This is a genomic window from Altererythrobacter sp. BO-6 (assembly GCF_011047315.1).
Lineage (GTDB): Bacteria > Pseudomonadota > Alphaproteobacteria > Sphingomonadales > Sphingomonadaceae > Erythrobacter.
This window is the reverse complement of record NZ_CP049259.1, coordinates 1,468,327-1,489,096: the sequence shown is the minus strand read 5'-3', so window position 1 is coordinate 1,489,096 and position 20,770 is coordinate 1,468,327. Positions and strand designations below refer to the sequence as shown.

The window sequence follows — 20,770 nt, the reverse complement described above, 5'->3', positions numbered from 1 at the left end:
GTGAGCACGCAAGGCGCACAGGGAAATTATGCCGGCGTCTTCGAAGGCAGGATCGGGTTCGGGCGCAAGCCCGCCCTGATCCTGGTCGATTTTGTCGAAGCCTATTTCGATAGGAACTGCGAGCTGTATGCGGGTGTGGAACACGCGCTCGCATCAGCCATCGAACTGGTCGAGGCGGCGCGCAAGGCGGGCATCCTGATCATCTACACCAATGTCAGCTTCCATCCGTCGATGATCGATGGCGGGCGGTTCGCCCAGAAGGTGGCGCCGTTGCGCAATTTCGTGGCCGGGCATCCGATGGGCGCCTGGTCCAAAGGCTTGGCGCCGCGTGACGACGAGCTGGTGATTTCCAAACAATATGCCAGCAGCTTCTTTGGCACCTCGCTCGCTTCCACGCTCACAGCCAATGGCAATGACAGCCTGGTCATCACCGGCTTGTCCACCAGCGGCTGCGTGCGCGCGACCTGTGTCGATGCGTGCCAGCACGGCTTCATCCCGATCGTGGTGGAAGAAGCGGTGGGCGATCGCCACGAAGACGTGCACCGGGCCAATCTGTTCGACATGAATGCCAAATATGGCGACGTGGTGAGCAAGGCCGAAGTGCTGCAGCACTTCGCGCAGCTGCAGGCGGATTAACCCCCGGCCAGCAGCCTCCCGGCCACCGCATCGAGCTTGGCCAGCAGCGCCGGATCGTGCTTGTCGGGCGCGGTGATCACTGCATCTTCCAGCGCAAAATCGATCGGCGAAGGCTCGCGCGCTTCCGGCAGCGCATTGATGAAACGCACCAGCATGTCGCGCGCCAGCTTGCCGTTCAGCTGCATCTGCGCGACGACCTGCGCCACATCCACCGCCTCGCCTTCACGCCAGCAATCGTAATCGGTCACCATGCCGACCAGCGCATAGGGCAGCTCCGCCTCGCGCGCGAGCTTGGCTTCGGGCATGGCGGTCATCCCGATCACATCCGCCCCCCACTCGCGGTACATGCGGCTTTCCGCGCGCGTCGAGAATTGCGGGCCTTCCATGGCGAGATAGGTCGCGCCGGTCGCGACCTTGCCCTTGGCGCCCGCAATCGCCGCCGCCGCCATTTCGGACAGGCGCGGGCAGACCGGATCGGCCATCGAGACATGCGCCACCAGGCCGCTGCCGAAGAAGCTGTTGGGGCGGCGCGTGGTCCGGTCGATGAACTGCTCTACCACGGCGAAGCGGCCGGGTTCGATTTCCTCGCGCAGCGATCCCACCGCAGAAATGGCGAGGATATCGGTGCAGCCGGCACGCTTGAGCACATCGATATTGGCGCGCGCATTGAGCTCGCCCGGCGCGATCGGATGGCCGCGGCCATGGCGCGGCAGGAACCGCACGCGCACATCGCCGATCCGGCCGCACAGCACTTCGTCGCTCGGCTTGCCCCAGGGGCTGTCGATCGCGATCCACTGCGCGTCTTCAAGCCCTTCGATCGCGTAGAGCCCCGATCCGCCGATGATCCCGATGGTCCACGGGCTGGTCATGCATTTCCCCTGTCGCTGCGCTTCGCCTTCAAGCCTTATCGCTCAATGCCGCGGCATCGCAAATAAATGGTTAGCCCCGGCGCATTAACCCCGATTGATCAGGCGAGGCTGAAAGGTTGGGGCACGGCCCGGCGGATGAATTTCTCGGCCCGGGCATAGGGCGCCGCGATCGATTCGCGCGCGCGCATGCGCTGCTGGTGGGCGGCGAGCGCCGGGTACCCGTCCAGCGGCACGTCAGCCACCAGGTCCAGCTGCATCAGGCATGTGGTCACCGTGATATCGGCGATCGACATCGCCTCGCCCGCATAGAATTCCGCGTCACCCAGCGCGCTATCGAGCCAGCCGAGGATATCCGGCATCTTCTCTGCCCAGGTCGCCCGGGCAGTGTCGAGATCGGGCTCCTTGCCCTGGTTGATCGCAAAGAAGATCGGGCGGAAGATGCCCAGCCCGCCGCTCGCCGCCAGATGCGTGTCGGCATATTCCTCCACGAACAGCGCGCGGCCATAGGCAAATGCCGCTGCCGGATAGACCGGCGTTTCCGGGTGCTTGCGCTCGATATAGCCGCAGATTGCGCTGGAATCCGCGATCGTGCCCGCCACGCCCTCTTCGGCGATCGAGCGGTCGCGCAGCACCGGAATGCGCTTCATCGGGCTGATTTCGCGGAACCATGCTGGCGGATCGAACACATTGACCGCTTCGACCTCGTAATCGACGCCCTTTTCGAGGCACACCGCCTCTACCTTGCGCACGAAGGGCGAAACGGGGCTGCCATAGATGACGAGATCGGCCATTGGGGATTCCTTCAGATTGATTCCGGGCCGTCATTACGCGATCGGTTGCATAGCGCAATGGATAGGCGCGAGCAGGGCACCGCTTGCCTATAATCGGTAGCGAAAGTGATTGCCCTGCGGGGTCATGCGCCCCATCTTGGCGACTCGCGATACCCCCAATTCAGACAAGCGGAGAGAGGACCCCATGGTCACCCAGTACAAGAACCTGATCGACGGCCAGATGATCACCACCGGCGAGTGGTGCGACGTGGTCAATCCCGCCAACGAGCAAGTGATCGGCCAGGTGCCGAAATGCGGCAAGGCCGAGCTTGACCAGGCGGTTGCCGCCGCGCGCCGCGCGTTCAAGAGCTGGAAGAACACACCGTTCGAGGAGCGCCAGGCCGCCTGCATGGCAATCTCTGGCGCGATCAAGGAAAACGCGGAAGAGCTCTATCGCCTGCTGACCAGCGAACAGGGCAAGCCGCATGAGCAGGCCAAGGGCGAGATCTATGGCGCGGCCGGCATGTCGGCGGCGCAGTCCACGCTCAAGCTGGAAGACGTGATCAACGAGGATAGCGACACGCGCCTGTCGCGCACCCGCCGGGTGCCGGTGGGCGTGGTCGGCGGGATCGTGCCGTGGAATTTCCCGGTGATGATGGCGGTGCAGAAGATCGTGCCTGCGCTGATGAGCGGCTGCACCATCGTGCTCAAGCCTTCGCCCTTCACCCCGTTGACGACGCTGCGCATCGCCGAGCTGATTGCGGACAAGGTGCCGGCGGGAACGGTCAACATCATCACGGGTGAGGACAGCCTCGGCCCGCTGATCACCCAGCACCCCGATATCGACAAGATCACCTTCACCGGCTCGACCGCGACGGGCAAGAAGATCATGGAAGGCGCATCGGCTGACTTGAAGCGCATCACCCTGGAGCTCGGCGGCAATGACGCCTCGATCGTGCTGCCCGATGCCGATCCCAAGAAGGTGGCCGAACAGCTGTTCTGGTCGAGCTTCTCGAACGCAGGCCAGATCTGCGTCGCGGCGAAGCGCGTCTATATCCATGAGGATATCTATGACGAGCTGAGCCAGGCAATTGCCGACTACGCCAAGACGGTGAAAGTGGGCGACGGATCGCAGCAGGGCACCGGCGTGGGCCCGATCCAGAACAAGAAGCAGTATGAGCGCGTGCTCGAGCTGATCCAGGATGCCAAGGACAATGGCTACAAATTCCTTACCGGGGGTGATGTCGATCCTTCGGGCACCGGCTATTACGTGCCGATCACCATCCTCGACAACCCGCCCGAAGACGCGCGGATCGTGGCCGAGGAACAGTTCGGCCCGGTCATGCCGCTGATGAAATTCTCGACTGAGGAAGAGGTGATCCAGCGCGCCAACAATTCGGACTATGGCCTCGCCGGCGCGGTGTGGACCGGCAACCCGGAAAAGGGCGTGGAGATCGCCGAACAGCTCGAAACCGGCACGGTGTGGATCAACGAATACCTGCACCTTTCGCCCTTCACGCCGTTCGGCGGGCACAAGCAGTCCGGCTTTGGCGCGGAATACGGGCTCGATGGCCTCAAGGAGTTCACCTATCCGCAGGTGATCACCGTGAAGAAGGACAATGTCCCCGCTTAAGTAAGTGAGCGGGGACGTACCAAACCCGATCGAACTGGGCCTGGCCCGCGCGCTGGCGCGGGTCGGGCTTTCCGCTTCCACCGGCCTGACGCGGCTGACCGGCGGCGCGACCATGGAAAGCTGGCGGTTCGCGACAGGTGGCGAGGATCTGATCCTGCGCCGCGCGCCTTCGCTTGCCTTCATCGCCAATCGCCCGATGAGCCACGCCAGCGAAGCGGCGGTGATCGAGGCGGCACGGGCCGCGGGGGTGACCGCGCCCGAAGTGCTGACGGTGCTGCAGGAAAGCGATGGGCTGGGCAGCGGCTTCATCATGCGCGCGCTGCCGGGCACGTCCAATCCCAAAGACATCCTGGCGATGGACGGGGCGGACACGATCCTGCGCGAAGCGGCGCGCGATCTGGCGCGGATCCATTCGCTGAGCCGCGAGGACCTGCCCGCTGATGCACCGGTGATGGACTATCGTGCGGCGATTGCCGATTTGCGGCAGCAGTTCGAGGAAGCGGGTGGCGATCGTCCGATCATCGCGCTGGGCCTCAAATGGATGGAAGACAATTGCCCGGATGAGTGCGCGCCGGTGCTCAACCATGGCGATTATCGCATGGGCAATATCCTTGCCAAGGATGGCCATCTCACCGGCGTGCTAGATTGGGAGCTGGCGCATTTCGGCGACCCGCATGAGGACTTGGCCTTCGGCTGCATGGCAGTGTGGCGCTTTGCCCGGTACGACCGGCCCGCGCTGGGGCTGGGTTCGCTGGACGACTATTTCGCGGCCTATGAGGCGGAAAGCGGGCGGACGGTGGACCGCGAGCGGTTCCGCTACTGGCTGATCCACCGCACCGTGTGGTGGGCGCTGGGCTGCCTCAAATGCGCGAAGACCTGGCGCGAGGGATCGGACCGCTCGCTCGAACGCGTGGTGATCTCGCGCCGCACCAGCGAGCAGGAACTCGACCTGCTGATGCTGCTGGAGGAGGAGATTTGGCAAGAGCTTCCACGGAAGCCGCTGGACACGTCTCTGATCCAGCGCAAGTTTTCGACCTTGAGCGAAGCAAGATTTGGCGAGATCGCAACAGCTGTCTTGGATTGGTTGGCCACGATTAAAGATGACATGCAAGCGCACGATCGCTTCCAACATGCAGTAGCTTGTAACGCCTTGGGAATAATTGCGCGTGAGAGCGAGGCTTACCTTGTGTCCCCTTGGAATCGCAGTTTGTCCGACGCGCTGTTGAAGTATGGGCTACATGACGACCCGGAAATCCTCGACGATTTGCGACTCATGGCACTGGGGAAAGTGATGGTCGACTCCCCGAAATACCCCGCACTCGCGGTCGCCCGGAAGAAATGGACAGGAGAGGACTGATGGATTTCACCATCCCGCAGGCGCTTGAGGACTATTACGCCGAGCTGGTCCAATTCATCGCGGATGAGATCACCCCGCTCGAACAGCAGGACGACAATATCCGCTTCTTCGACCACCGCCGCGAATGGGCGCGGACCAATTTCGAAACGGGCGGCTTGCCGCGCGAGGAATGGGAAGAATTGCTGTGGGAGGCGAAGCGCCGCGCCGACAAGGCCGGGCACTGGCGCTTCACCGCGCCGAAGAAATACGGCGGGAAGGACGGCAGCAACCTCTGGATGGCGGTGATCCGCGACCGCTTCGCGCAGCGCGGGCTGGGCTTGCACAACGATCTGCAGAACGAACACAGCATCGTCGGCAATTTTCCGTTCGTCGAGATGTTCGAGCAATGGGGCACGGAGGAGCAGAAGCAGGAATTCATCCTTGGCGGCTTCGAAGGCACGCGCCGCGTCGCCTTCGGCCTCACCGAACCGCATCACGGATCAGACGCGACGCATATGGAAACGCGCGCCGTGCGCGAGACCCGCGATGGCGTGGATGGCTGGTTGATCAATGGCGAGAAGATGTGGATCACCGGCATGCATGTCGCCACGCATTGCGCGATGTTCTGCCGCACCAGCGGCAAGGATGGCGATGCCAGCGGGATCACCTGCCTGCTCGTCCCAAACCCCACACCGGGCCTCGAAATCGAGGAGTGGATGTGGACCTTCAACATGCCGACCGATCATCCGCGGCTCAGCGTCACCAACGTCTGGGTGCCGGAAAGCGCGATCCTCGGCGTCGAGGGGCGCGGGCTGGCGCTGGCGCAAAGCTTTGTCCACCAGAACCGCATCCGCCAGGCGGCGTCTTCGCTCGGCGCGGCGACCTATTGCGTCAATGAAAGCGTGAAATACGCGCGCCAGCGCAAGCCTTTCGGCGAGGAGCTGGCGAAGAACCAGGCGATCCAGTTCCCGCTGGTAGAGCTGGCAACCCAGTGCGAGATGCTGCGCCTGCTGATCTACAAGACCGCGTGGGAAATGGACAACATGCCGCATGAGGAGATCGAGCGGACGATTTCCGACAAGGTCAGCATGTGCAATTACTGGGCGAACCGGCTGGTGTGCGAAGCGGCCGACCGGGCGATGCAGGTGCATGGCGGGATCGGCTATTCGCGGCACAAGCCGTTCGAGCACATCTATCGCCACCACCGCCGTTACCGCATCACCGAAGGCGCGGAAGAGATCCAGATGCGCAAGGTGGCGGCGTATCTGTTCGGGTACCTGGGGCCGAAGCGCGGGACGATGGGCGAATAAAATTAGTATCGATTGTAACTTTATGACCCTTGCTGTATACTTGGGCGGTATCCCAGCCGAGTCTCACAGGAGAGGTCCCCCATGCTCGTCGGTGTGCCCAAGGAAATCAAAAACCACGAATATCGCGTCGGCCTGACGCCTGAGGCCGTGCGCGAATATGTTGCGCGCGGGCATGAAGTGATCGTCGAAACCCATGCCGGTGCGGGCATCACCAAGTCGGACGATGATTACCGCGCGGTCGGCGCGAAGATCGTCGATACCGCCGAAGAAGTGTTCGCGCGGGCCGACATGGTGGTGAAGGTCAAGGAACCGCAGCCGAACGAATGGGTGCAGCTGCGCGAAGGGCAGATCCTGTTCACCTACCTGCATCTCGCGCCCGATCCGGATCAGGCCCGCGGGCTGATGGAATCCGGCGTTTCGGCGGTTGCCTATGAAACGGTGACCGCGCCCGATGGCTCGCTGCCGCTGCTCGCGCCGATGAGCGAAGTGGCCGGCCGGCTCTCGATCGAAGCCAGTGCCCATGCCAGCCACGCCAATAATGGCGGGCGCGGCATATTGATGGGCGGCGTGCCCGGCGTGCTCCCTGCCAAGGTGGTGGTGATCGGCGGCGGCGTGGTCGGCACCCATGCCGCGCGCATGGCGGTGGGCCTCGGCGCCAATGTCGAGATCCTCGACCGCTCGCTGCCGCGCATCCGCATGCTGGACGAGCTGTTCCAGGGGCGCGCGACCACGCGTTATTCCAATGCCGGCACGATCGAGGATGCGATCACCCGCGCCGATGTGGTGATCGGCGCGGTGCTGGTGCCGGGCGCCAGCGCGCCGCGGCTCGTCACCCGCGATATGCTGTCATTGATGCAGCGCCGCGCGGTGCTGGTCGACGTCGCGATCGACCAGGGCGGCTGTTTCGAAACCTCCAAGCCGACCACGCATGAAGACCCGACCTATCTGGTTGACGACATCATCCACTATTGCGTGGCCAACATGCCCGGCGCGGTGCCGCATACGTCCAGCTATGCGCTGAACAATGCGACGCTGCCGTTCGGCCTGGCGCTGGCGAAGCACGGCATCGCTGCTTGCGAACGCGACCCGCATCTCAAGCCGGGGCTCAATGTGCACCAGGGGCGGATCGTCAATGAAGCGGTGGCGGAAAGCCTGGGCTTCAGCAGCTAGGGCTGAAACACGCCTGCCGGACCAGGGAAGGACTGTTTGGTGCGGTCGAGAAGACTCGAACTTCCACGGGCTTTCGCCCACAACGACCTCAACGTTGCGCGTCTACCAGTTCCGCCACGACCGCACCCAGTCGTTCAAGAAGCCTGAACCCCTTGCGAACAGGAGCGCGCCACTAGCAACAGCGGTGCCGCTCCGCAAGCACTTTACCGCGATTGATTGCGGTGCCGGGTTCAGCCCGGCTTCCAGCCGATCTCGACCACGCTGGCAGAGCGCGGAACATCGACCATGGCTTCGCGAATGGTAACGGTCTCACCGGGGGCGAGCTCAGCCTGCGGCGGCGCCAGTTCCCAAGTGTAGACGATGCGATCCTGCTCATCGCGCAGCACGATCAGGATCGGCGGGACCGAGCTGCTGCTGCGGCCGGTATTGGTGACCGATCCGTTGACTTCGAAGTATTCGGTGCCGTTGGGCAGGGTGCGCAGATCCTGCTGTTCGGGCGGGAATTCGAGCTTTAGCTGTGGCTGCTCCATGCCGAAGGTCGGCCGCTCGATCGGCACCCAACTGGGCAGCCCGTAATAGTTCACGGCGATCGCGGCGCCACTGGCGGCCACGAAGAACAGCACCGCGGCCGCAGTCCACAGCTTCAGCGGGTTGCGGCGGGGCCGGAAGGGTGGCTCATGGTCGAACTGCGAGTAATCGCTGTCGTCCTCGACATAAGTGGTTTGGGGCTCGGGCTCGGGCTCGGGCTCGGGCGCAACTGGCGCAGGCGGTTCGGGCTTTGCGACCTGCTCTTGCGGCTCATCGGGTACGGGCTTTTCAACGGGAGCTGGAGCCGCGTCTTCCGGTTCTGCCGTGTTTGACCGCCAATGGCTGACCGATGGCCGGGCGTCCGGATTGGACGGCTCACCCGTTTCCTCGGCTGGTGGCGGTGGCGCTGCCTCCTCAGCCTCGGCTGCAGGCGGCGCAGGCGGCGGTGGCGGAGCGGTTTCGGCAGACTCGGCTACCCTGGCCGGACGGTCGCCGAGCGACGGCCCTTCCTGGAACCAGCTGTGCTTGCACTTGGCGCAGCGTACCGTCCGCCCATCGATGCCGATGGCCGTGTCAGGCACGACATAACGCGTGCGACAGGCTGGACAGGCAATAATCATCGCAACTTGCGCTGTAAGCGGCGTCGCACAGCGCAACAAGGGCAGCGCGCCCGCCACCCGGCCAAACCCGCCTTTTTTCCACACCGAAGCCGCGCTATGCGCTGGTTTGCGATGATTGGCCTTGCACTGCCTCCTGCTTGGGATAGAGCCGCGCGATGACCGCGGGGGCAGATGAAATCGTCACCTTCGACAATGTCGGGCTGCGTTACGGCACCGAGCCAGAGGTGTTGCGCGACGTTTCTTTCACGCTTTTCCCCGGCCGGTTCTACTTCCTCACTGGGGCCAGCGGGGCAGGCAAGACCAGCCTGCTGAAGATGCTTTACCTCGCGCAGCGCCCGTCGCGCGGGGCAATCCGCATGTTCGGGAATGACATGATCACCCTGCCGCGCGAGCGCCTGCCGCAGTTCCGGCGCAGGCTGGGGGTGGTGTTCCAGGATTTCCGCCTGGTCGAGCATCTTTCCGCCTTCGACAATGTCGCGCTGCCGCTCCGGGTGGCGGGCGTGCGCGAGGCGGACCTCGCCAAGCCGGTCGCCGATATGCTGGCGTGGGTTGGCCTGGCGCAGCGGATGGACGCGATCCCGGCGACGATGTCAGGCGGCGAGCAGCAACGCGTGGCGATCGCCCGTGCGGTGATTGGCCGGCCTGACCTGCTGATTGCCGACGAACCCACCGGCAACGTCGATCCGGAAATGGCGCTGAAACTGCTGCAGCTGTTCGAACGGCTCAACCGGCTGGGGACCACGGTGATCGTGGCAACGCATGACATCCACCTGCTGCGGCAAGTGCCGGATTCGCTGATCATGCGGTTGCAAAAGGGGCAATTGCTCGATCCCACCGGTGCCTTGCGGTTCCCGCCGCGGCCCGCGCCGCGCGCCACCGAAAGCGAAAGCTTGCTATGAGCGACGCCCCGGTCACTGCGCATTCGCTGATCCGCGACCTGGTGCCTTTCCGCGGGCGACCGGCCGCGCGGCTGATCCCGCGCCGGCTGGCCAGCGGGCCGATGCCGTGGGTGATCGCGATCATGATCGCGCTGACCGTGATGGCGGCGGCTGCCGGGCTGGCGCTGGGCAATTTGGTCAATCGGGCGCAGGCCGATCTGTCCGGCGCGCTGACGGTGCAGATCGTGGAGGCCAATGCCGAACTGCGCGCGGCTCAGGCGGAGCAGGCGGCCGCCTTGCTCAAGGCCGATCCCGCCGTGGCGGGCCTGCGCGTGATCCCCGAGGGCGAACTGGCCGAGCTGCTGGCGCCATGGATCGGGGCGACGGACGATGGCAATTCGGCAGTGCCGATCCCGGCGCTGATCGACGTTCAGCTGAGCGGCCTCGCCGACAAGGCGGAAGTGGCGCGGATCAACGCCTTGCTGGTCGATGCGATTCCCACGGCGCGGGTCGATGCCCAGTCGGACTGGCTGCGCCCGGTCTATGACGCGCTCGCCGCCTTGCGCTATCTGGCACTCACGCTGATCGCCTTGCTCGCCTTTACCAGCGCCGGTGCAGTGTGGCTGGCGGCGCGCAGCACCTTTACCAACCATCGCAAGACAGTGGAGATCGTGCACTTGCTGGGGGGTACCGATCGCCAGATTGCGCAAGTATTCCAGCGTGGCATCACGATTGATGCTATTATGGGCGGTGCGGCCGGGTTGCTGCTCGGCGGATTGGCCGTCTGGCTGATCGGACGGCGCTTCGCCGCGATCGATTCCGGCATGGTGGCGGGCGGCAATCTGGGGCAGGGGGATTGGCTGGTGCTGGTGGCCATTCCCATCGCAGGGGTCTTGCTTGCCATGCTGACCGCGCGCATCACAGTGATGTCGGCTTTGAAACGGATGCTATGATCTTACGATTCCTCTCTGCCATATTCCTCGCCTGGGCGTTCGGCTTTGTGTGGTTCTTCGCTACGCTGCCCGGGCCGGTCGACGATATCGAAACCGATGCGGTGATCGTGCCGACCGGGGCCGCCGGGCGCATCCAGCGTGGCCTTGAAGTGCTCGATCGCGGCTGGGCCGAACGGATGCTGGTAAGCGGGGTCGACCTTGAGGTTCGCCCGAACGAATTCGCCGCCGAATTCGGTGTGTCGCGGCGGCGCATGAATTGCTGTGTCGAGCTGGGCTTTGCCGCAGTCGATACGCGCGGCAATGCCGAGGAAATCGCCAAGTGGGTCGAAGGGCGGGGCGTGAAGTCGATCCGCCTTGTCACCAGCGACTGGCATATGCGGCGGGTGGCAGGCGAGCTGAGCCGCACCTTGCCCAGCAATGTCACGGTCGTGCCGGACGCCGTACGTACGGAGCCGAACCTCGGCGTGCTGCTGCTGGAGTATCAGAAGCTCGTCGTCAGCTATTTCACCGGCCTGGTAAAAGTCTGATCGGATAGCAATGTCGGTGCTCCGTAGCCTGCTGTATTACCCCGTGTTTTATGGGGTCAGCGCGCTGCTGGTGATGGTGTCGGTTGCGGCTTTGCCGTTCGGGCGCGAGCGGCTGCGTGCGGCGGTTCGGCTATGGGCAAGCTGGCACCGCTGGTGCGTGTCGCGCCTATTGGGGATCGAAGTGGTGGTCGAAGGCGAGCGGCCGCAAGGACCGGTGCTCTATGCCATCAAGCACGAAAGCTTTTTCGAAGCGATCGACACGCCGGTGTTCCTCGATGCGCCTGCCGTGTTCGCCAAGCGCGAGCTGTTCTCCATCCCCGGCTGGGGCCGTTCGGCGATCCGGTATGGCCTGATTCCCGTGGCGCGCGACGAAGGCGCCCGCGCGTTGCGGCAGATGATCCTGAAAGCGCGCGAGCGACTTGCGGAGGGGCGCCCGCTAGTGATTTTCCCGGAAGGGACCCGCATCCCCCACGGCGAAAGGGCACCGCTGCAATCGGGCTTCGCCGGGCTGTACAAGCTGCTGGGGCTGCAGGTGGTGCCGGTGGCGGTCAACAGTGGCCCGCTCTATCACCGTTTGTGGAAGCGTTCGGGCCGGATCACCTATCGCATCGGCGCGCCGATCCCGGCGGGCCTGCCGCGCGAGGAAATCGAAGCGCGCGTGCATGCGGCGATCAACGCATTGAACGAGTAAGCTTTCCGTCGCGCAGCGACGGCAAGGCCGACTGGCCGCCCGCAGCGATGCGACCTTCAGGTCGTGAGAGCGAGGAAAGCCAAGCGAACGGACGTGAGCGCCGGCGCCAGAGGACCAGAAATCAGTGCTCGCGGCCGAAATCGGGCCGCTCGTCATCCTGCCCTTCCTGGATGATCCCGCGGCGGATTGCGCGGGTACGGCTGAACAGCTCGTGCAGCGTGTCGCCATCACCGGATCGGATCGCGCGTTGCAGCGCGGTGAGGTCCTCGGTGAAGCGCCCAAGCATTTCCAGCACCGCTGCCTTGTTGTGCAGGAACACGTCGCGCCACATGGTCGGGTCAGACGCGGCGATGCGGGTGAAATCGCGGAAACCGCCGGCAGAATATTTGATCACTTCGCCGCGCGTCACTTCCTCCAGGTCGCTGGCGGTGCCGACGATCGTATAGGCGATCAGGTGCGGGATATGGCTGGTAACCGCCAGCACCAGGTCATGGTGCTGCGGATCCATGATTTCGATCTTTGCGCCCAGCTTGCGCCAGAATTCCGCGAGTGCGTCGACCGCGCCCTGGTCTGCCCCGGAGGGAGGCGTCAGGATGCACCAGCGGTTGACGAACAGCGTGGCGAAGCCGGCTTCGGGCCCGCTCTGTTCGGTCCCGGCGACAGGGTGCGCGGGGATCACCGTCGCGCCGGGCAAGGCAGCGGCCAGGTCATCCGCCACGCTCTGCTTGGAGGAGCCGACATCGCTGACAATGGCATGCGGCGGCAGGGTGGCGGCGATATCGGCGGCGGCCGCTTTCATCGCGCCCACCGGCACGCACAGGATCACCAGGTCCGCTTCGCGCACCGCCTCGGCGGCGCTTTCGCACACGGTACCGACCAGCCCGCGCTCAGTGGCCTTGGTGCGGACATCGGGGTTGGCGTCAAAGCCGGTCGTGACGATCCCCGGCGCGCGCTCGCGCACTGCCAGCCCGATCGATCCGCCCAACAGGCCAAGCCCGATGATCGCGACGCGGGTGATGCTCATGCGGCGCGCTCCACCAGCTGCCGTAGCGTAGCGGCGATAGCGTCCATATCCTCGCGCTTGCCGATGGTGATCCGCAGCGCATGCGGCAGGCCCTGCCCCGGCAGGTGGCGCACGGCATATCCCGCTTCGCCCAGCGCCTCGAGCCCCTGCACCGCACTGACTGCCCCCTCGAACAGCACCAGCAGGAAATTGGCCTTGCTCGGCACGGCGCGCAAACCGTGGTTGCCCAGCGCTTCGATCGCGGCGGTAAAGCGCGCCAGTTCGGTGGCATTGTGATTGCGCGAGCGGGCCACGAAGTCCTGGTCGCTTAAAGCCGCCAGCGCCGCCGCCTGCCCGCTGGTGGTGACATTGAACGGCCCGCGGATGCGGTTGAGCACGTCGACCAGATGCGGCGCGCCGGTCGCCCAGCCGATCCGCTCGCCCGCCAGGCCATAGATCTTGGAGAAGGTGCGGGTGACCAGAACATTGTCATGACGAGCGGCGAGTTCCAGCCCGCCGTCATCCTCGCCAGCGTCCAGGTATTCGGCATAGGCCTGGTCCACCACCAACAGCACGTCAGCTGGCAGGCCGGCGTGGAGCCGCTCGACCTCGCTGCGCGGCAGATATGTGCCGGTGGGATTGTTGGGATTAGCGAGGAAGACCACGCGGGTCCGCTCGCTGACGGCTGCCAGCAGCGCATCGACATTGGTGGCGTAATCGGCGTCGGGCGCTTCGACCGGCGCCGCGCCGCAGCGCCGCGCCGCGATATCGTACACCGCAAAGCTGAAGCGGCTGAACAGCACTTCGTCGCGCCCATGTTCGTCCTGCCCGGCAAAGCCTTGCGCGGCGAGGTTCAGCAGTTCGTCCGAGCCGGTGCCGCACACGATGCGCGCCGGATCGACCCCGTGCAACTCGCCGATCGCCTGGCGCAGTGCCTTGGCATCGGGATCGGGATAGTCGGCCGCGCCTGACAGTGCTGTGCGCGCTGCAAGCGCTGCCTCGCTGGTGCCCAGCGGGTTCTCATTGGCCGACAGCTTGACCAGTTTGCGCCCGTCCGAACCGGTCGACTTGCCCGGCACATAGGCATGGATGCCCATGATCCAGGGCTTTCCTTCGGGGCGCGGGCGGGCTTGGTCAGTCATTGCGCGGCGGCGAATAACCACTTTCGCACGCGAAAGACAGGCCGAAAAACAGTGCAATTGACTTACACTTCGCGCTCGCCCAATCGGATCGGCCCATGGCGCCCGTAATTGCCTCGAAGAGCCTGACGCTCAGCCAGGACCTGCCGCTGGATAGCGGGCAGGTGCTTTCCGGCGTGCAGATCGCTTACGAGACCTATGGAGAGCTGGCGGCTGACCGCTCCAACGCGATCCTCATTTGCCACGCGCTGACCGGCGACCAGTATGTCGCCAGCGACCACCCGATTACCGGCAAGCCGGGCTGGTGGGAACGGATGGTCGGCCCCGGCAAGGTGGTCGATACGGACCGGTTCCATGTCATCTGCGCCAATGTGATCGGCAGCTGCATGGGATCGAGTGGCCCGGCAAGCCTTGCGCCCGATGGCCAGCCCTATGCCATGCGTTTCCCCGTGATCACCATTCGCGACATGGTGCGCGGGCTTGTCGGCTTGCTTGACGAGCTGGGGATCGCGCGGCTGCACACAGTCATCGGCGGATCGATGGGCGGGATGCAGGCGCTCAGCCTGGCGGCCAACTGGCCCGAGCGCGCGGCGCGGGTGCTGGCGATCGCCACGACCGCGCGCCACTCGGCGCAGAATATCGCCTTCCACGAGGTCGGGCGGCAAGCGATCATGGCCGATCCGAACTGGCGCGGCGGCGATTACTATGGCGCCGATGCGGCGCCCGACAATGGCTTGGCGGTGGCGCGGATGGCGGCGCACATCACTTACCTCAGCGAAGAGGGCCTGACCGAAAAATTCGGGCGCAATTTGCAGGACCGCGACACCAAGAGCTTCGGCTTCGATGCCGATTTCCAGGTCGAAAGCTATCTGCGCTATCAGGGCAGCGGCTTCACTCAGCGCTTCGATGCCAATTCCTATCTCTATATCACCCGCGCGATGGACTATTTCGACTTGGCGGAAGAGCATGGCGGGCGGCTGGCCGATGCCTTTGCGGGTGCGAAGGCGCGCTTCTGCGTGATCAGCTTTGACAGCGACTGGCTCTATCCCACGGCGGAAAGCCGCCACATCGTCCACGCGCTTAACGCGGCGGGAGCACCGGTCAGCTTCGTCGAACTTTCCGCACCGTTCGGGCATGACAGCTTCCTGCTCGATGTGCCCGCATTGGACCGGGTGATGAAGGGCTTTATCGATGGCTGACGGCCTGCGCCCCGACCTTGCGGTGCTGGCGCAAAACGTCGCGCCGGGCAGCCGCGTGCTCGACATCGGCTGCGGCAGCGGCGATCTGATGGAAGTGCTCGAAAGCCGGATGAATTGCGACGCGCGGGGGATCGAGATCGATCCGGCGCAGGTCGAACGCTGTGTCGCGCGCGGGCTGTCGGTGGTGCAGGGCGATGCCGATCGCGACCTCGCCGAATATCCCGACAAGGCGTTCGATTATGCGATCCTCAGCCAGACGCTGCAGACCGCCGCGCGGCCCGATCACATGCTTGATGAACTGCTGAGGGTCGGGAGGCAGGCCTTCGTCAGCTTCCCGAACTTCGCGCATTGGCGCACGCGCGCCGCGCTGACGCTGGGCGGGCGCATGCCGGTGACCCGCGCGCTGCCGGTCAGCTGGTATGAGACGAAGAACATCCACCACGTGACCATCGCCGATTTCCGTGAATTGGTCGCGGCCAAGGGCGTGAAGGTGGATGGCTGCTGGTTTTTCTCAGGGGGTAAGGAAATCGGCGCGCTGGCAGCCAACCTGCGCGCCGAATTCGCCTTGTTCCAGCTAAGCCGCTGAGCGCGTCAACCCGGGCGGTGAATGCCGCAGATCTTGTGGCCATCGGGGTCGAGGAAATAGCACAGGTGCATGACACCCATCGAACCCTGGCGCGGCCCCGGCGGGTCTTCGACGCTGGTGCCGCCATTGGCGATGGCCACGTCGTGCAGCTCTTTCACCTGTTCGGGCGAACTGCACTTGAAGCCGATGGTGAAGCCATTGGCGGCATTGGCAGTTTCGCCGTTGATCGGTTCGGTGACTGAAAACGTGCCGCCGCCATGCATGTAGAACAGCCGCGTGTGCCCGCTGTCGCTGACGTTCACAAAGGGCTCGCCCGCACCCAGCACACCCAGCACCTTGTTATAGAATGATTTCGATCTTTCGATGTCGTTGCTGCCGATCATGACGTGATTGATCATGCCTGTTTCTCCTTAGTTGCGCTTTGCAACCTATGACCGGCAGAGGCTCACCACAAGCGACTTGGTAGTGTACGGTTCACTTTCGCTGTTATAACCCGCAACCATGAGCCTGTTTCTCGCCGCCACCCTCGGCCTCGCCCCGCTCGCCGCGCAAGCGGCCGCTCCCGTTGGTCCGCCAGCGCAGGCGCCCAGCCTGTCGCAGGAAAACAGTGCCTTGCTGCGCTGTTCGGCCGCCTTTGCGCTGGTCTCCTACGGGCAAGCCAATGGCGATGAGGCGGCGCGCAAATGGCCTGCGATCGATCCGCGCGGGCGCGAATTCTTCGTACGCACGCTGGCCAAGCTTATGGATGACACCGGGATGGATCGCGACCGGGTTTCGGCGCTCGCCTCGGCCGAGGCGCAACGTTTGCTTGACCAGGGCCAGGTCGATGCCGTGATGCCCGCCTGCCTGCTGATGCTGGAAACCTCCGGCGTCTGATCGGCGTTCAGGGTCAAGAAAGATGGCCTGAATTAGGATGCGCGCACCTCACAACCGGAAGGCTTGCCCATGCGCAAAACTCTCGTTGCCCTCGCTCTGACCACGGCCATCGTTGCACCGCAGGCTGCGTTCGCGAGCGCGCCCGAGGCCGATCGCAGCATGACGGAACTGGCCGAGCGCCTGGGTGATCCGGCAGAGCAGGATCGGGTTGCCGCAACCGTCCATGTCCTGGGCGAAGTCTTGCTGGGCCTGCCGGTGGGGCAGATGGCCAATGCTGTGGCCGAAGCTGCCGGTGATGAGGATTTCCAGGCCGATCCGCGCGCCACGCTGGGCGAACTCGCAGGGCCGGGATCGCGCCAGGTGCCCGCCAAGGTGGCCGAACGCGTGCCGCAGATGATGGGCATGCTGGCGGGGTTGGTCGAAGGAATGGAAGCCATGCGGCCCGCACTTGCTGACTTGAGCAAGACGCTGCGCGAACGCGCCAATTTGCCGGACAGCAACCGACTGGCCAGGTGATCCCGGTTCGCGGGGCAAAAACCACATTTCCCGGCGCATCAGGCACGGTCGAATCTGGACGCCGCGCGGCGCATGCGGCATGAGCGTTCCAGCATGTGGCGCCTCTATCAATTTCCGCTTTGTCCGTTCAGCCGCAAGATCCGCCTGCTGCTGAGCGAGAAGAACGTCGCCTATGAACTGGTGCGCGAGGACCCGTGGTCGGCGAGCGACTATTTCTGGAACCTCAACCCCGCCGGGCGGACCCCGGTAATGGTCCATCAGGAACGCGACACCGTGCTGTGCGACAGCCGCGCGATCGCCGAATATTTCGAGGAAACCGTCGACAAGGCGCCGATGATCAACGGCACTGCCGCCAACCGCGCGGAAATCCGCCGGCTGGTCGCGCTGTTTGACGAGAATTTCTACAATGATGTCACCGCGCCGCTGCTCAACGAGCGGATGAAGAAGCGGCTCGTGCTCAACCAGCCGCCGGATTCGCGCATGCTGCGCGAAGCGATGAAGCTGGCGCACGGGCACCTCGATTACATGGATTGGCTGATCGACAATCGTCCGTGGCTGGCCGGATCGACCATGAGCCTTGCAGACCTGGCCGCAGCCGCCCAGATATCGGTGGCGGATTACCTGGGCGGGATCGACTGGGCCGGGCACGAGCAGACCCGCGGCTGGTATGCGGTGTTCAAGAGCCGGCCGAGCTTCCGCCCGCTGCTGACCGAGCGGATGGGCGTGATCCAGCCGCCCGCGCACTATGCCAAGCTCGATATGTGAGGACCAAAGCATGAGCGACAAAGTCGAACTGACCGAGCAGGAGTGGCGCGAACGCCTCTCGCCCGAGCAATACCATGTGCTGCGCGAAGCCGGGACCGAACGCGCTTTCACTGGCAAGTATGACAAGCATTTCGACGAAGGCGAATATATGTGCGCGGGTTGCGGCACGAAGCTGTTCGCCAGCGATGCGAAATACAATTCGGGCTGTGGCTGGCCCGCTTTCACCCGGCCGGCCGAAGACGACACGATCGAGGAACGGCGCGACACATCCTACGGCATGATCCGCACCGAAGTGCTGTGCGCGAAATGCGGCGGGCACCTGGGCCATGTCTTCCCTGACGGCCCACCGGAAGAAGGCGGCCTGCGCTATTGCATCAATTCGGCCTCGCTCGATTTCGAGCCCGACAATTGATCGCGTCGCCGCAGATTCGCTGCAGTGCCGTTCACGCGGCGTTACAACTCGCCTATGCAGGGCGCAGCTTCGGTTATTGAGGCGGGGTCGGACCTTCATTCCCTATGTCGAAACGCGGCGATCGCATGGTGAATTCGAACAAGCGTGGCAGCCGCCGCGCTGCCGCTGCGCGTAACCAGAACGCCACTCCGCCCAGCCGCAAGCGCAAGCCGCCACCGGCCACCGGCGCGAAGCTGTGGTTAAAGCGGATCGTAATCGGCTCGCTCGCCGCGGCGCTGCTGGGGGTGATCGCGCTGGCGGTAGCGGTCGGCTTCGCGGCGCAATCGCTGCCCAGCTATTACCAGCTCAAGGCCACGCAGACTGCGCAAACCATCGTGGTGCGCGCGCGCGACGGGAGAGAGATTGTCGAGCTTGGGCCGAGCTTTGGCGAATGGCTCGACTATGACGAGATCCCGCAAGTCATGAAGGACGCGATGGTGGCGGTCGAGGACCGCCGCTTTTACGGCCATTTCGGGGTCGATCCGATCCGCCTGACCGGGGCGGTGCTCGAAGCCTTCGGTGCCGACAAGCGGATCGGCGGCACCTCTACCATCACCCAGCAGCTGGCGCGCAATCTGTTCCTCAACAACAACCGTTCGCTTGACCGCAAGCTGCGCGAGGCGATCCTGGCGCTGGCGCTGGAATGGAAGTTCTCCAAGGAACAGATCCTCGAGCTCTATCTCAACAAGGTCTATTTCGGCGGCGGCGCCTATGGCATCGACAGCGCCAGCCGCAATTTCTTCAGCCATCCGGCGACGCAGCTGAGCACCGGTGAAGCGGCGATCATCGCCGGGCTGGTGAAGGCACCCTCGCGTTATTCGCCCACCGCCGATGTCGACAAGGCGGTGGCGCGCGCGGCCACCGTGCTGCGGCTGATGCGCGAACAGGGCTATATCAGCGCCGGCGAAGCCTCGGTCGATGTCGATGCGGTCAATCTGAAGCTGCGCGAAACCGAAAATTCGGTGCGCTATTTTACCGATTACGTGCTGCCGCAGCTCGACCTGCTGCTGCCTGAAACTTTCGAGCCGATCGAAGTGTGGACCACGCTGGATGTCGAGATGCAGGAAGCGGCGACGGCGGCGATCAGCGCCAATACGCCCAAGGGCGCTCAAGGCGCGCTGGTCAGCCTCGATCGTGACGGGGCAATCCTCGCCATGGTGGGCGGCACCGATTACGTCGAAAGCAATTACAACCGCGCCACCAGCGCGCAGCGCCAGCCGGGTTCGGCCTGGAAGCTGTTCGTCTATCTCGCAGCGCTGGAAGCGGGCTATACGCCTGATGATCCGGTGGTCGACACGCCGGTGACGATCGACGGGTGGACCCCGCGCAATTCGAACGGAAAGTTCGTGGGCGAAATCGATGTCCGCACTGCCTTTGCCTATTCGATCAACACCGTCGCGGCCAGCCTGGGGCAGGATGTCGGCTTCAGCAGTGTGGCCTCGATGGCGCGGCGCTTCGGCATTTCCTCGCCGATTTCGACCTATCCGTCGATGGTGCTGGGCACCAGCGAGGTGCGCCTCATCGACATGACCCGCGCCTTTGCCGCGATTTCGGAGAAAGGGACCTCGGTCGAGCCCTACGGCATCACCAGGGTGACGACAGCCAGCGGCGAGGAAATCTACCGCCATGAACGCGGCCGGGCGAGCCAGCTGGTGCCCGCCTATGTCGCGGCCGGGATCACAGACTTGCTGCAGACTGCGGTCAACACCGGCACGGGCCGCGCCGCCCAGATCGGGCGCCCGGTCGCCGGCAAGACCGGCACGACCAGTTCGAACAAGGACGGCTATTTCGTCGGCTTCTCGTCCGGCATCACCACCGGCGTGTGGATGGGGCGCGACGATGCCAAGGCGGTGGGCGGGCTGCAGGGCGGGCGGGCGCCGGCACAAGCCTTCTCTGCCTACATGCGCGAAGCGGTGAAGGGCCGACCAATCGAACAATTCGACACAGAGGTAAAGCTGCCGGGCTGGATGCTCGAACCCGATGACGAATATCTCTACGGCGATCCGGGCGATTACTATTTCATCGACGAGCAGGGCAATCTGGTCGAGCCGTCACGCGGCGAAGGCGGGCAGCCGTTCGGCGTGGATGGGGAACAGGTGCCGCGTCCGCAAATCCCCGTTGCACCGGGCGAAGCAGGGCAGGCTGCGAGCGACGATTTCCTGGAGCGCGCGACGGGGCAACGCCAGCCACCCGAACCGCCCATGCCGCGCACGATCCGCCCCAGCGATGCCGCGCGCGAACGGGCCGGGCAGCAATAGGCTTCTGACAATCGTCATGAAAAAGGGCGCTGCAGTTTGCCTCGCAGCGCCCCCTT

Annotated in this window: 22 protein-coding genes and 1 tRNA gene; 16 read left to right on the top strand and 7 right to left on the bottom strand. The window is 64.5% G+C overall.

What is annotated here, in order from left to right:
- On the top strand, positions 1–636 hold the full coding sequence (locus G6N82_RS07315) for an isochorismatase family protein (RefSeq protein ID WP_165195169.1): 636 nt from the start codon (positions 1–3) through the stop codon (positions 634–636).
- On the opposite strand, the gene mtnP is transcribed toward G6N82_RS07315, so the two are convergent.
- Together mtnP and G6N82_RS07305 are read right to left on the bottom strand one after the other, a co-directional pair.
- A complete protein-coding gene (gene mtnP / locus G6N82_RS07310) occupies positions 633–1,505 on the bottom strand; it encodes an S-methyl-5'-thioadenosine phosphorylase (protein WP_165195166.1) in 873 nt (290 codons plus the stop codon). The two genes, G6N82_RS07315 and mtnP, sit on opposite strands and share 4 nt — an antisense overlap.
- Positions 1,506–1,603: 98 nt before the next feature.
- Positions 1,604–2,296, bottom strand: coding sequence for a glutathione S-transferase family protein (locus G6N82_RS07305; protein ID WP_165195164.1), 693 nt, complete (start codon positions 2,294–2,296; stop codon positions 1,604–1,606).
- A 184-nt stretch (positions 2,297–2,480) separates the two neighbouring features.
- Between G6N82_RS07305 and G6N82_RS07300 the strand changes: the two genes are divergently transcribed.
- The 4 genes from G6N82_RS07300 (at position 2,481) to ald (ending at position 7,724) form a co-directional block, all read left to right on the top strand.
- Positions 2,481–3,908, top strand: a complete 1,428-nt coding sequence (locus tag G6N82_RS07300; protein ID WP_165195162.1) for an aldehyde dehydrogenase family protein — start codon at positions 2,481–2,483, stop codon at positions 3,906–3,908.
- A 4-nt stretch (positions 3,909–3,912) separates the two neighbouring features.
- Positions 3,913–5,265 carry a phosphotransferase gene (locus tag G6N82_RS07295; protein ID WP_241255231.1) on the top strand — a complete coding sequence of 451 codons (1,353 nt, stop codon included), beginning with the start codon at positions 3,913–3,915 and terminating at the stop codon, positions 5,263–5,265.
- The gene (locus G6N82_RS07290) at positions 5,265–6,554 is read left to right on the top strand and encodes an acyl-CoA dehydrogenase (RefSeq protein WP_165195160.1); all 1,290 of its coding nucleotides are present in this window, start codon (positions 5,265–5,267) and stop codon (positions 6,552–6,554) included. The genes G6N82_RS07295 and G6N82_RS07290 overlap by 1 nt, the downstream gene beginning before the upstream one ends.
- 81 nt (positions 6,555–6,635) lie before the next feature.
- Positions 6,636–7,724, top strand: coding sequence for an alanine dehydrogenase (gene ald, locus G6N82_RS07285; RefSeq protein WP_165195158.1), 1,089 nt, complete (start codon positions 6,636–6,638; stop codon positions 7,722–7,724).
- Positions 7,725–7,761: 37 nt separating this feature from the next.
- Here the strand turns inward: ald and G6N82_RS07280 are convergent.
- Positions 7,762–7,848 (bottom strand) — tRNA-Leu (locus G6N82_RS07280).
- A gap of 106 nt (positions 7,849–7,954) precedes the next feature.
- Complete coding sequence (locus G6N82_RS07275; RefSeq protein WP_165195156.1) at positions 7,955–8,872, bottom strand: MJ0042-type zinc finger domain-containing protein; 918 nt, start codon at positions 8,870–8,872, stop codon at positions 7,955–7,957.
- A 155-nt stretch (positions 8,873–9,027) separates the two neighbouring features.
- Here G6N82_RS07275 and ftsE point away from each other — a divergent pair, with 155 nt between their 5' ends.
- Genes ftsE through G6N82_RS07255 form a run of 4 tightly spaced genes read left to right on the top strand, consistent with a single transcriptional unit; the run spans position 9,028 to position 11,921 of the window.
- Positions 9,028–9,771: a cell division ATP-binding protein FtsE gene (gene ftsE, locus G6N82_RS07270; RefSeq protein WP_165195154.1), complete on the top strand. Its 744-nt coding sequence runs from the start codon at positions 9,028–9,030 to the stop codon at positions 9,769–9,771.
- Positions 9,768–10,703: an FtsX-like permease family protein gene (locus tag G6N82_RS07265; RefSeq protein WP_165195152.1), complete on the top strand. Its 936-nt coding sequence runs from the start codon at positions 9,768–9,770 to the stop codon at positions 10,701–10,703. Before ftsE ends, G6N82_RS07265 begins: the two co-directional genes overlap by 4 nt.
- Positions 10,700–11,230: a YdcF family protein gene (locus G6N82_RS07260; RefSeq protein WP_165195150.1), complete on the top strand. Its 531-nt coding sequence runs from the start codon at positions 10,700–10,702 to the stop codon at positions 11,228–11,230. Before G6N82_RS07265 ends, G6N82_RS07260 begins: the two co-directional genes overlap by 4 nt.
- Positions 11,231–11,240: 10 nt before the next feature.
- On the top strand, positions 11,241–11,921 hold the full coding sequence (locus G6N82_RS07255; RefSeq protein ID WP_165195148.1) for a lysophospholipid acyltransferase family protein: 681 nt from the start codon (positions 11,241–11,243) through the stop codon (positions 11,919–11,921).
- A 121-nt stretch (positions 11,922–12,042) separates the two neighbouring features.
- Here the strand turns inward: G6N82_RS07255 and G6N82_RS07250 are convergent, their stop codons facing one another.
- Both G6N82_RS07250 and hisC read right to left on the bottom strand, forming a co-directional pair.
- Positions 12,043–12,945 carry a prephenate/arogenate dehydrogenase family protein gene (locus tag G6N82_RS07250; protein WP_165195146.1) on the bottom strand — a complete coding sequence of 301 codons (903 nt, stop codon included), beginning with the start codon at positions 12,943–12,945 and terminating at the stop codon, positions 12,043–12,045.
- Positions 12,942–14,066 (bottom strand): histidinol-phosphate transaminase, encoded by a 1,125-nt coding sequence (hisC, locus tag G6N82_RS07245; RefSeq protein ID WP_165195144.1) that lies wholly within the window; start codon positions 14,064–14,066, stop codon positions 12,942–12,944. Before hisC ends, G6N82_RS07250 begins: the two co-directional genes overlap by 4 nt.
- A 95-nt stretch (positions 14,067–14,161) precedes the next feature.
- Here hisC and G6N82_RS07240 point away from each other — a divergent pair, with 95 nt between their 5' ends.
- Together G6N82_RS07240 and metW are read left to right on the top strand one after the other, a co-directional pair.
- Positions 14,162–15,262 (top strand): homoserine O-acetyltransferase, encoded by a 1,101-nt coding sequence (locus tag G6N82_RS07240; protein ID WP_165195142.1) that lies wholly within the window; start codon positions 14,162–14,164, stop codon positions 15,260–15,262.
- Positions 15,255–15,848 (top strand): methionine biosynthesis protein MetW, encoded by a 594-nt coding sequence (gene metW, locus G6N82_RS07235; protein ID WP_165195140.1) that lies wholly within the window; start codon positions 15,255–15,257, stop codon positions 15,846–15,848. Before G6N82_RS07240 ends, metW begins: the two co-directional genes overlap by 8 nt.
- A 5-nt stretch (positions 15,849–15,853) precedes the next feature.
- Here metW and G6N82_RS07230 read toward each other — a convergent pair whose 3' ends face one another.
- Positions 15,854–16,246 carry a VOC family protein gene (locus G6N82_RS07230; protein ID WP_165195138.1) on the bottom strand — a complete coding sequence of 131 codons (393 nt, stop codon included), beginning with the start codon at positions 16,244–16,246 and terminating at the stop codon, positions 15,854–15,856.
- 103 nt (positions 16,247–16,349) lie between these two features.
- Between G6N82_RS07230 and G6N82_RS07225 the strand changes: the two genes are divergently transcribed.
- The 5 genes from G6N82_RS07225 (at position 16,350) to G6N82_RS07205 (ending at position 20,714) form a co-directional block, all read left to right on the top strand.
- Entirely contained in the window at positions 16,350–16,724 is a 375-nt protein-coding gene (locus G6N82_RS07225; RefSeq protein WP_165195136.1) for a hypothetical protein, read from the top strand.
- A 69-nt stretch (positions 16,725–16,793) separates the two neighbouring features.
- On the top strand, positions 16,794–17,240 hold the full coding sequence (locus G6N82_RS07220; RefSeq protein WP_165195134.1) for a hypothetical protein: 447 nt from the start codon (positions 16,794–16,796) through the stop codon (positions 17,238–17,240).
- Between the two features lie 93 nt (positions 17,241–17,333).
- Positions 17,334–18,005: a glutathione S-transferase family protein gene (locus G6N82_RS07215; protein WP_165195132.1), complete on the top strand. Its 672-nt coding sequence runs from the start codon at positions 17,334–17,336 to the stop codon at positions 18,003–18,005.
- A gap of 10 nt (positions 18,006–18,015) precedes the next feature.
- On the top strand, positions 18,016–18,417 hold the full coding sequence (gene msrB, locus G6N82_RS07210; protein WP_165195130.1) for a peptide-methionine (R)-S-oxide reductase MsrB: 402 nt from the start codon (positions 18,016–18,018) through the stop codon (positions 18,415–18,417).
- A 104-nt stretch (positions 18,418–18,521) separates the two neighbouring features.
- Positions 18,522–20,714: a PBP1A family penicillin-binding protein gene (locus G6N82_RS07205; protein WP_165195128.1), complete on the top strand. Its 2,193-nt coding sequence runs from the start codon at positions 18,522–18,524 to the stop codon at positions 20,712–20,714.
- Positions 20,715–20,770 lie beyond the last annotated feature (56 nt).